Genomic DNA, 11976 nt, shown 5'->3' on the forward strand with positions numbered 1-11976 from the left:
TTTAATATCTTTATTGCTGTTATTCCTTAGGTTTGAAGACAAACAGCAACATAATACGGGATTTAAAATGCCTGAGATTTAAAAATCGGCAATCCGAATAGCAAGAATAATATATAATTTTCTGAAAACATCTTGTAATCTAAACATACCCAAAGGAGGGGTGTATTTTCCGGAAAAAATAAAACTAATTTCGCCGATATTTTTCATCGGTAAACTTTGTTACATTCAGTCAATATCGCAAAGCGATATTTTCTGCATAATAAAAACTGATATATTTTAAAAAGGAGGAGTAAAATGAGCAACAGATCTGATACTCATACCGAAGTAGCAAATGGCTCTGCCACAATGCATAAAACCAGATTTTCTCTGGCCGGAATAGTATTTCTCATATTTTGTATGTGCGCTGCGGGAGCTTTCGGTGTCGAAGATATGATCCCAAGTGTGGGACCGGGGCTGACTATAGCCTTACTGGTTATAATACCCATTCTATGGGCTGCACCTATGGGGATCTACACAGCTGAATTAGGAGCCTTAGCACCTGTTGACGCAGGTCCTTATGTATGGATGAAAATGGCTTACGGAGAAATGTGGGGATTCTGCATGAACTGGTGGCTCATGCTTGCCATCTATCTGGGACAGGCCGCATATGTTGTTATCGCTGTAGGGTACATAGGGAAAGTTATCGCTCTGACACCTCTGGCCGCCACTATAATAAAGGTAGCCATTGTAGTGATCCTAACTATTGTAAATCTTATAGGGCTAAAGGAAGTCAGCATTCTCAGTACAGTTTTCTCCATAATAATTATAGTAATGTTCGCACTTGTAACCATAGTAGGTTTTGCAAACTGGAACTATAATCCGATAGAACCATTTATTCCTGAAGGTTCTGATATAGTAAGCAGTTTAGGTACCGGCCTCGCCATAGGTATATGGCTGTATTGCGGTTACATACAAATATCAAATCTGGGAGGAGAAATATCCAATCCGGAAATCGTTCCAAAAGGAATGAAAGTATCCATTATAATAATCGCACTCAATTTCCTGTTGCCTACTATTGCAGGTTTGGCTTCTCTGGGAAATTACGCAAACTGGGGAACAGGTATCGAAGAAGGCGCCCTTAATTATTCATCGGTGCTCATACATTATACAGGCCCTGCCTTGGGAATCGCTTTTATGATAATGGCTGTAATATCATCATGTTCAACTACAAATTCTGTTATCGCCAGCGGATCAAGACTTTTCCTTATATTAGCAGAAGACAATTTATGTCCGGGATTCCTGTCTAAGCTAACAAAGAAAAGCAAAATGCCTTTTTGGCCGATAATAATTCTGGCAGTTGTTACCATTATATTTGTCAATTTTGACTTTTCTATGATAGTAAACATTGTTTCTCCTGTTTTATTCATACTTTATGTAGGACTTGCCTTTGCTTTTCTGAAAATAAGGAAAAAGTATCCTGTCGAAGAAAGAACCGTATGGTATGCAAAGGGAGGAAAAGCTCTAAAAGCCTATGTCATAGGAGGAATGTTCCTGATTGGTTTCATCGGTATCATGGTAAACGGACTGGAATTTTTTACATTCAGTTTTCTCATAACCATTTCAGGTCTTATAGCTTATATAGCCTTTAAACGATTGTATGGTGGTCTATACAAAAATCAGCCTGAAAAATATCCGATCAACCCTAAGACAAAATTAGCTCAGGGAGATATATGGAGAATGGGAATCTTTTTCATAATATTTGGACTGCTGATGTTCGCAGGATCCTTCATCATTTCATGGTATGAAGGTTCATGGGGCCCTGCATATTATCTGGAAACATATGGAGAAGGACTGCTGAGTAATTTCTATGGTATGATCTCCATATGCAGATGGTGCGGTCTAGGCGGCGCTATATTAGGAGTGATCCTGTTTATTATTGGCTGCAAAACGGATAAGATTTCTGATACAAAATAAACATATATTTTACAAATTACATTTCTTTGTTTAACTTATATGATATTATACATATATGTATTAACATTCGATACCGCAGCGAGGAGAAAAAGTTATGAAAACAAAGATCTTAACAAAAAAAATTAAAATTCATATTACCGCAGTCACTTTGGCTGCGGTAATGTTCTGTACGATCCCTGTTTTTACATGGACAGGCATAGCACAAACAGTTTCGGCACAGGAAAAAACATCATCCATAGATAAAGACGGTACAGACGGTTATTCCGGCAATTCACTCTTTGCCGAAAATCTCGATTTCACAATAAGCTCCAATGATGAGCTATCTAAAACTCAGCCTCTGGGGATTAATCAAGATCAGGCCGCAGGCTCACCGGCAACCCCCGCAAAAAACACGGCAAATGAAGGCAGATGTGGTATGATGTCTCTTACGCACACTGATTTTCCTGAACTTCAACCGAGCCCACAGAAAAGATCAAAAACCGACAGCTCTTACAATATAGGAGATACTAAAACTATTTACAGTGACTATTATAACGGTCGTCCTGCCAGCTTCCAAATCGAAGTTGCCGCCGTAGGCGATACATGTACCATATGGAGAAGTGTGGAATACAGAAACTTTTTAACAAATGATCAGGCAAAATCTTATGCCGACGATATAGATAAGAAAATCAACAACTCCATGAAGGCTGCTTTCGGTGACTGGAGCCTTGCAGATGTAGACGGAGACGGTAAGACAGCCTTTGTTTTTTATCCCATGGACTTTGCAGGATTCTTTTATGCAGCCGACTTGTTCACGCAAGAAGAATACGAATACGCCACAGGAAATGTTATGGATATGCTCCACATGGGAACAGCCCAGACAGACAGCACAATAACACTGAGCACCCTGGCTCATGAGCTTCAGCATCTCGTGAACTTCGCACAGACCGGAGGTTTTTGCGATTCATGGCTTAATGAAATGTTTTCACAAAGCGCTATAGCCGTTACAGGTCTGGCGACAACCAATTCGGTCTATGAAGTGGATGCGCTTGTAGAATTCACTAATAAAAACGGATATTCTTCGCCTTTTATATATAAAGACTATTATGTTCCCGACAATGAAATGACAGTCTATCCTTACGGAAGCTGGTACCTTTTCGGCAGATATCTTGCAAATCAAACAAAAGGCCTTCCCGGAGGCGGAGATTCTATATATAAAACCATTTTAGACAAACAAACAGGAGAAAACAATCTCGGCCTGAACGAAATCGAATCTGCGCTGAAAGATACAGGATACATCGCAAAGGACGGTAAAGCCTCCAATATAGAAGAAGTAATTACCAATTATAATATTGCCCTGTATCTTAGAGAAGCATCAGGTATCTACTCCCTCAGCAGCGACAGCAAAAATCCATCTAATGTAGACGGTGTGCAGGTAGACAAAATTTTTGAAAGTTCAATAGACCTGAAAGAAATCCCCGGAGGCGGAGCTGCGACACTTCTCATAAATGACAGCAGTTTTCCTATAATTCCCGAATCACCTGGAGAAGATATATGTTTTGCAGGCATACAGACTGAGTTTATGTACGGAGCCTATGCTGAAAATGCAAGAAAAAACATGACATGGGGAGATAAAATAACCCTTGTCTGCATGGATACTGACTCCGAAATACGATATACCACAGATGGAACAGATCCGCTTACTAACGGCAAAATATACAGCGAGCCTGTGACTGTTACGGAGCCTATGATCCTTTCTTTCTGTACAGTAAACAAAACCGGCAATCACTCGCGTACCGAAACAATAAAAATAACAGAAGTTGCAGCCGGAGACGTAAATGCCAGCCAGTCTTCCGGTTTCTTGGAAAAAGGTACGCAAATTACACTTTCCACTAATATGGACGGCGCTGTAATAAGATATACAACAGATGGAAGCACACCTTCCAAAGATAAGGGAACTATTTATAAAAACGCCATTACAATAGAAGAGACAACTACTTTAAAAGTACTTTCATATTCATCTGTTAATGATAAAATTCTTCCCAGCAATATAAAAACTTTTGTATATGAGGTCGGCGAGGGAAAAGGCGACAGATATGAAGCAAATAATACAAAAAATGATGCCACAGCCCTGAGCTTTCCGGGAGAAATCGAGGCTACAATTCATAATTCCGAAGATATTGACTGGTACAGCTTTACACTTGATAACAAAGCAGATCTCAGCCTTACTCTAACGCCTCCTGCAGACATATCTGTCGGTCTTTATCTATATGACGAAACAGGAAAAGAACTGAAAAAATCAGTACATGACAATAAATCACAGAACATACGATATGAGGCAGGCTCGGGAAAATATTTTCTCAAAGTAAAAAGTCTCGATAAAACTTTTTCACAGAAAAATACATATAAACTCAGCCTGAAAAAAGAACTGAACTCTGATGCTATAAAAGACCTTGATTTTTCCGAAAAAAACATGCTTACAGCACTTACAGACAAAGATGGAAGCAGCTACGCTTATAACACAGGAATTAACGGCGGAGGACACTTCCTTATGTCAATGGCTTACTTCTCCAATTGGGACGGTCCTGTAAACGAAAATGATGATCCTTATCCTTCTCCGGGAAAAGAAGAAAGTTCAAACTACGATTATAAAGACTTATCTTCAAAGGCAGAATATCATATCCAAAATGCACTTTATCTGCCAAACGAAACTAATGAAAGCTTTATTGAACATGTTAAAAACGGCGTTTACAATTACGGCGCTGCAGACATTTATATTCTTGCCGCCAACGCTTACTATACACCTGACGGATTGAACTGGTACATCGATGAGGCTTATGAATATCCGACTCGAAATGATGGCGGACATATTGTTACCATAGTAGGCTGGGATGACAATTACAAAAAAGAAAATTTTAAGGGTAATCCGAATTATACCGGGGGCAATGAGCTTCCTCAGCCAAAAAATGACGGAGCCTTCATCGTTAAAAACTCATGGGGAGAAAATACCGGCGATAACGGATATTTTTATCTTTCATATGAAGATGCTTTTATGACAACCAACAACCCTGCAATATTTATTGCCGATGAATCGCCTGATAACTACAATCACCAATATTTCAACGATATTGCCGGAAATGTATCGACAATCTCCTCTGATACAAGCTTTTCAGCAGAAGAACATTTTATCAACGAAAGCAGTTCACCGGAACTTCTGCAGGCAGCATCATTTCAGATATTAAGTTCTGACACACGATATGAGATTTTCATTACTTGCAATGAAGAGACAAAGAAAGTCTGCGAAGGTGTAAAAAAATATGCAGGTTTTTATACAGAAAGACTTTCTGAGCCCATATTGATACCGCCAGGGAGCAATTTTTCAGTAAAGGTTTATCTGGAAAGTACAAAAGAAGACAATAAAATAAGCATGGGCGCAAGTTCAAATTACGGGGACTCCATTTCCTGCATACGTCCTCAATCAAATGTTGCTTTCTTAGAATCAAACGGCAAAAAAGAAGATATTGGCGAATACGGGATTTTTCCTTGCATACGCGCCTATACTCGTAACGTCGATACCGACAGCTATATAAAAACCACACCAAACGACTTAAAAAAGACATCAAAAAATAAAAACACTCAAGATAATATCAATAACAATTTATATGATAATATTTCAAACGATATTGATATCAACCCACTGAATATCAAATCAAAAAACGGTGTTCTGACCCTTAATCTCCCAAATGCCAGCGGAACGGAATCTTTCGACGGAAATCTGCCCGAAAGTTTTGATTTAAGAGATACAGGAACTCTGACGCCAGTACGCAATCAAGGCAATCTGGGAAGCTGCTGGACCTTTGCAGCAATGGCTTCTGCAGAAAATACCGCTGCCAGAAACGGAGGTTTCGCAAAAGATTATCCTGAAAGTATAACCCTTGACTGCAGCGAAAAAAATATACTGCTCACAAAAGATTCTTCCGGAATACCGGTCGAATTATCAGCTTCAATTATCGGCTCCAATAATCCTTCCAGTACTAAAATACACTGGAGTATAAGTGGGGATGCAGACAGTGTGAGCCTCGACTGTACCGAGAGCTTCAGCGGAGAAAAAGCTCAGATTCTCACTGCCCTCAAACCGGGAACAGTAACAGTAACTGCATCAAGTGACGCTGATATGACCCTTAAAGCCAGCTGTACACTGACTATTACTGCAAAAGGAGTTGAAAAAATCACTCTTGATCCGACTGAGATGACCATAAAAAAAGGAGATACCAGGCAGATACACGCGCAGACAAGTCCATCTGATGCGATAGATTCCTCTATCATATGGAAAAGCAGTGATCCTTCAATAGCATCAGTAGATAACAACGGAAATGTCACAGCTATATCCGGCGGCAAAACTGTCATAACGGCAAAATCAGGAAACGCAAAAGCCAGTACTACTGTCACTGTAAAAGGTTCTCCTGCTGTAAATCCCGGAAATTCTGAGAAAAACAGTTCGTCAAAAACCGGAGATAATATAAACATAACGTTATATATAACTCTGGCATTCCTTGCGGTGGCAGCAGGAGGCGCAGCAATACATAAAAAGCGCCGCAGCTGATTATTTTATAATCTATATAAATAAATATATTATGCAAACATAGGAGAATCTTTGATATCTCCTATGTTTTTTTATAAAGCATACATCAAGATTTTTATGATTTATAAATACCGGTTGACATTCTCGTTCAAAACGTGTAGACTCTATATTAAAGTTGATAGAGGTGCGGTAAATAACAGTAATCGAACTGAGGCGGCAGCCAATGAAGTCGGTGAAAGGAGATACCGCCGAAGGATCTTGTCAGGCATGGCGGATTTCTGGGATATGATGATAACACGTCATATACTCCTGCTCACAAAATCTGAGCAGAGGCGCTATCGGTCAACAGAAAAACATTTGCGTTTCTTGTTGCATCGATAGGATGCAACTTTTTTTTACATATTTTTACCTGATAATTTCGAGGAGGAAACAAAATGGCATTATTTAGAGGATGCGGAGTTGCTATAGCAACTCCATTTAATGAAGATGGTTCAGTGGATTTTAAGGCTTATGGTAATCTCATCAACTGGCAGATAGAACAGGGAATCGACGCTATTATCGCATGCGGAACTACAGGAGAAGCTTCCACTATGGATGACGAAGAACACATCGCAACCATCAAATTCTGTGTTGATACAGCAGCAGGAAGAGTCCCTGTCATAGGAGGAGCCGGCAGCAATGATACTGCACATGGAATCAACCTGGCAAAAAGAATAGAAAAAGAAGCAGGTGTCGATGCCTTACTTCTGGTTACACCTTATTACAATAAGTGTTCACAGCAGGGGCTTATAGAACATTACACAGCAACCGCAAATGCTGTTTCCGTCCCTTGTATTCTGTACTCAGTACCGGGACGTACAGGAGTGAATATCGCGCCTTCCACCGTAGCTGCACTTTCCAAACACCCTAATATCGTGGCTATTAAAGAAGCCAGCGGGGATATTGCTCAGGTTGCCGAAATATGCAGGCTTGTTCCTGAGGATTTTGCCGTATACTCAGGAAACGACGATATGGTTGTTCCTCTTCTTTCACTGGGAGGCGACGGATATATCTCCGTAATCGCCAATATTATGCCAAAAGAATCGGTTGAAATGTCCAAGAGCTTTTTTGAAGGAAACATTGAAAGAGCAAGAGAACTTCAGCTTTCTATGAAACCTATCATCGACAGTATGTTCGCCGATGTGAATCCGATTCCGGTAAAGGCTGCTCTTGCTAAGATGGGTATGTTCAAACCGTTTTTCAGACTTCCACTCTGTCCGCCTTCTGAAGCCGTGGATAAGAGAATAGAAGATGAAATGAAAAAAATGGGACTGATATAAAATTCAAAAAATATAACTTTATACAAAACAACAGACTCTTTGAAATCTCAAAGAGTCTTTTTATATGATTATATCAGATATATTAATAGCTCATTTTGTCCACATTGTAAAGAAAAATTTCCTTAAAAACCAATCTTATCTAACGTTTTGTTCTTTATTATACCCATTCTTTTCTGCTACAGTCAATGCCACATCAGGACGGGATAAAGTCACATTTCCATAAGCCATACATAACTTAATAATAGATATGTTTTAACATATCTATTTAAACAGACAGGGGGTAATTTAATGTCTTACAATAATCGGCTCAACGGCCATTCTAATAAATGCCAGCCTCAAAGTTGCCGTCCTCCTCAAAATCTCTGCTGTTCTCCGCATTATATAACAGGGCCTACAGGAGCTCAGGGCGAAAGGGGAGTAGCCGGGCCTCAAGGTCAGGCGGGTATACCTGGCCCTCAAGGTGAGCCCGGCCCTGCCGGACCTCAAGGCGAAGCAGGGCCTGCCGGACCTCAAGGTGAAAGAGGGCCTGCCGGACCTCAGGGCGAAAGAGGGCCCGCCGGACCTCAGGGTGAAAGAGGGCCTGCCGGACTTCAAGGCGAAGCAGGGCCTGCCGGACCTCAAGGTGAAAGAGGACCCGCCGGACCTCAAGGTGAAGCAGGGCCTGCCGGGCTTCAAGGTGAAGCAGGGCCTGCCGGACCTCAAGGTGAAAGGGGATTTGCCGGAGCTCAAGGTGAAGCAGGACCTGCCGGACCTCAAGGTGAAATAGGGCCTGCCGGACCTCAGGGTGAAACAGGACCTACTGGGCCTCAGGGCGAAACAGGACCTACAGGAATTCAAGGTGAAATAGGGCCTGCCGGCCCCCAAGGCGAAGCAGGCCTCACTGGACCTCAAGGCGAAAGAGGGCCCACAGCAGCGACAATACCTTTTTCTTTATCAAACAGCAATTCTACAGGCGCACAGCTGAGTACCGATACGGCTGGAGACCCATATCGAATAGCCTATGTAGGTTTTGGCAATGAAAACGGTTACCAAATGTATCTTGATCCCGGAGAATGGACTTCAGGAGTAATTACTATAAGAGAAGACAGATCCTATCCAGCCTCTTTTGTAATGCCTTTTGACGGTACACTACAAAATTTTTATGGTGTATTTGCCAACCGGGAATCTTTATCATTAGATGCAGGGGTCACCATACGTCCCTTCATGTGTTTAGCTACAGGAGACAATAACAGTTTAATTTTCACAATCATACCAAATAGTATTGTATACTTTCCACCTTATGTTTCCGGAGCAGAAATCCCTAAATATACCATTCGAAGAGCAAATTCAACAGGATTGAATATCCCACTCTCCTCCGGCACCTTAATAGCTATTATTATGGGAATCACGGCAGAAGGGACAACGACAGAACAAAATATGACCGGATCTATCAGTGGCGGTATTTTTATCGAATAACACTATAACATGGGGCTATCGAAACTATTTAATCAATATCGACAGCCCCTGTTCTAAAAAAGGAGTAATATAATGTCTATAAAAAATGAAATCTTAACTCTTATAAAAAGTAAAACTAAGTTATCTTCCTCTGTTACAGAAACAACCCATCTGTATAAAGACCTGCATTTTGATTCTCTCTCATATGTCAGTCTTTTGATGGCTGTAGAAAATCATTTTAATGTTACCATCGGACTGCCTGAAATGGGTCGCTGTTTAGTTGTCGGGCAAATGATTGAACTTGTCGAAGAAAAAATAAGAAGGGAGTAGTTATGATAAGAGACGCTTTATACAAAAGAAAGGATCAGGATATCGCTGCACTTCTGGGAGATCAAGAGTCTGTCTCTTACAAAGAACTCGCACTTCGTGCCGCAAAACTGCAGACCGTTTTCCCGGACACGTCAAATCAACATATTGCAGCTATCTTTATGTCCGATGAAACAGATTTTCTCGCATCTCTCTTCGCTGTTCTACAAGCAGGTTGGACAGCATTTCCATTAAACGACCGCTTAAGCTCAGATGAACTATCCGACCTGCTCTGTTATGTTCCCGTACAACTGATTCTCACCTCAGAAAACTTAAAACAGAAATGCCAGAATGCCATATCGCTTTGCATTACCCCTCCTCAGATTGTTTCCGTAAACTGCTTTTATAATATGCCACAAACATCATCCGAAATAAAAACTGTCGACCCTGATACACCTATGCTTCTGCTGTCATCATCGGGAACTACAGGAAAAGTAAAATTAGTTCAGCTTTCTGAACGTAATATAGCCTTTACAGTCCATGCTTATCTGGAACACATGGGTTATGAAAAATATCAGGATCCTGATCCGCGTTATGCCTTAGGAACACCTCTATTTGGCATATATGGCCTGCTTATTACATTCTCATGTATTATTCGAGGCTTTCCTCTTCTCCCAATGGCCAATAATTTTACACTGGATAAACTCTATCGGTCAGCACAAGAGCACTCCATCAGTCATTATGACGGCGGAACTCTTGCTGCCGTATTGATGGATCAGACTTTAGGCCGTCCCATTCCTTATGATATTTCTACTTTAAGATATTTCGGTTTTGGAGGAAGTAAAGCTCCGGAAGGTACTTTAGAAAGACTCAGTGCTGCATTCCCACAAATACGTTTCTGGTCAGGGTACGGAATGACCGAGGCCTCTCCTCTCATAGCACAGCCTTTTCAGGGTCTGCCTGCTGACAAACTTGCTTCTGTAGGGCTGCCTCTTCCGGGAATTGAGGTTTTATTAAAAACAGAAGAAGGAACTACAGGTGAACCTGACAAGCTAGGCGAAATAATTGCGCGGGGTCCAAATATCATGATAGGCTACTATAATAATAGGGAAGCCACTGATGAAGTCTTGCATAATGGATGGCTCCATACCGGGGATATAGGTTATTTTGACAAAGACGGATATCTCTATATCTGCGGAAGAAAAAAGAATATGATCCTTGTTCGAGGATTTAATGTTTTTCCTGAAGAAATAGAGACTCGGCTGTTAAACAGTGCACTGGTAAAAGACTGTCTTATTTACTACCAGACAGATAAACCGGGAACCGAGACAGTATGCGCCGATATTATCCCTTCCGGGCCTGAGATCACCACAGAAATGATTTATAGATGGTGCGAAGAACATCTGGCAGATTATAAAAGACCACAACACATCAGACTTACAAAAACTTTAGAGAAAACATCCACAGGCAAAACCAAACGCAGTAAGGAGTGATGATCCGGTGAATCTCATACATTTTCATGGACTTAACTGTTATCATGACTGTATGATAACATTAGCCGGTAATTTCGGTCTAAACTATGAATATGCATTTTCTCATCTCTGGTCTGAAAGCGATTTCAGATACGACCCGATCTGTTCCGTATTCCTCACACGCAAACTGCCGGAAATGTTGGAAAAGATGGGAATGAAATTAAAGCAGCCTTGTGTTTCCCAAAAAGAAAAAGATTCAGAATGGTCAAATACCATCAATGGAAAATTTGTTATCATTGGAATGGATGCCTTCCTTATACCATGGAATCCACTGTATCAAATCCAGCACGGACCTCATTATTTTATAACTAAAAAAACATTGTCAGATCAGCAACTCTGTTTTGATCCCACTTATGGATTCCATAATAAAAAATATCCTTCTAAATCTCTTGTTTCAAACTCCTACGCCCTTATTCCGGTCAAAATGAAAACATCTGAAAAGTATCCTCCGGGATATAAGTCAGCCCCGTTTGATCAGGCAAAGGAAGTAATAAAAAATCACCCCAAAACTTTAAACAACTTTCGCATGCAAGCTGACATATGGGTGTCTGAAAATGAAGAAACTGCGCTGCTGCCGGCCAAATTCACAGACGCACTGCTAACCGGTCGTTATTTGTATCGCCATTTTCTTGAAAAAAAATATATTAACTCGCACGCACTTTCTTTATTTCAAGATAAAGAATACTACAGAAAATGGATAGCAGTTAAAAATGGTTTTTATAAAGCTGCTCTTGATCAAAGAAATAACATCGCCTATAGTGAAGCTTTCAGCATTCTGGAAAGTCTGCTGAAACAGGAGATGACATTGGCCGAACAAATTCTCTGTAAATAATAACTACCGGCTAAGGCCGGTAGTTATTATTTTGCCTGA

The 11976-nt window shown here is 40.7% G+C and carries 7 protein-coding genes and 1 riboswitch; all 7 genes read left to right on the top strand.

Annotated elements, in window-relative coordinates; genetic code table 11:
• The first annotated feature begins 294 nt into the window (after positions 1 to 294).
• The 7 genes from H8692_RS03545 to H8692_RS03575 all read left to right on the top strand — a co-directional run bounded on the left by H8692_RS03545 (position 295) and on the right by H8692_RS03575 (position 11937).
• Positions 295 to 1953, top strand: coding sequence for an APC family permease (locus H8692_RS03545; protein WP_187525002.1), 1659 nt, complete (start codon positions 295 to 297; stop codon positions 1951 to 1953).
• 94 nt (positions 1954 to 2047) lie between these two features.
• Entirely contained in the window at positions 2048 to 6535 is a 4488-nt protein-coding gene (locus tag H8692_RS03550; protein ID WP_187525003.1) for a chitobiase/beta-hexosaminidase C-terminal domain-containing protein, read from the top strand.
• 150 nt (positions 6536 to 6685) lie between these two features.
• Positions 6686 to 6860: riboswitch (Lysine riboswitch) on the top strand.
• Positions 6861 to 6948: 88 nt separating this feature from the next.
• Positions 6949 to 7833, top strand: coding sequence for a 4-hydroxy-tetrahydrodipicolinate synthase (gene dapA / locus H8692_RS03555; protein ID WP_177270235.1), 885 nt, complete (start codon positions 6949 to 6951; stop codon positions 7831 to 7833).
• Positions 7834 to 8121: 288 nt separating this feature from the next.
• On the top strand, positions 8122 to 9288 hold the full coding sequence (locus H8692_RS03560; protein ID WP_187525004.1) for a collagen-like protein: 1167 nt from the start codon (positions 8122 to 8124) through the stop codon (positions 9286 to 9288).
• A gap of 72 nt (positions 9289 to 9360) precedes the next feature.
• On the top strand, positions 9361 to 9597 hold the full coding sequence (locus tag H8692_RS03565; RefSeq protein WP_187525005.1) for an acyl carrier protein: 237 nt from the start codon (positions 9361 to 9363) through the stop codon (positions 9595 to 9597).
• Positions 9598 to 9599: 2 nt separating this feature from the next.
• The gene (locus tag H8692_RS03570; protein WP_187525006.1) at positions 9600 to 11066 is read left to right on the top strand and encodes a class I adenylate-forming enzyme family protein; all 1467 of its coding nucleotides are present in this window, start codon (positions 9600 to 9602) and stop codon (positions 11064 to 11066) included.
• Between the two features lie 187 nt (positions 11067 to 11253).
• Positions 11254 to 11937, top strand: a complete 684-nt coding sequence (locus H8692_RS03575; protein WP_187525007.1) for a hypothetical protein — start codon at positions 11254 to 11256, stop codon at positions 11935 to 11937.
• Positions 11938 to 11976 lie beyond the last annotated feature (39 nt).

Source organism: Lentihominibacter hominis, from assembly GCF_014385065.1.
GTDB lineage: Bacteria > Bacillota > Clostridia > Peptostreptococcales > Anaerovoracaceae > Lentihominibacter > Lentihominibacter hominis.

Coding starts and splice junctions, on each gene's coding strand:
- H8692_RS03565 (WP_187525005.1), top strand. CDS start 9,361: ATGTCTATAAAAAATGAAATCTTAACTCTTATAAAAAGTAAAACTAAG.
- H8692_RS03545 (WP_187525002.1), top strand. CDS start 295: ATGAGCAACAGATCTGATACTCATACCGAAGTAGCAAATGGCTCTGCC.
- H8692_RS03550 (WP_187525003.1), top strand. CDS start 2,048: ATGAAAACAAAGATCTTAACAAAAAAAATTAAAATTCATATTACCGCA.
- H8692_RS03575 (WP_187525007.1), top strand. CDS start 11,254: ATGGGAATGAAATTAAAGCAGCCTTGTGTTTCCCAAAAAGAAAAAGAT.
- H8692_RS03570 (WP_187525006.1), top strand. CDS start 9,600: ATGATAAGAGACGCTTTATACAAAAGAAAGGATCAGGATATCGCTGCA.
- H8692_RS03560 (WP_187525004.1), top strand. CDS start 8,122: ATGTCTTACAATAATCGGCTCAACGGCCATTCTAATAAATGCCAGCCT.
- dapA (WP_177270235.1), top strand. CDS start 6,949: ATGGCATTATTTAGAGGATGCGGAGTTGCTATAGCAACTCCATTTAAT.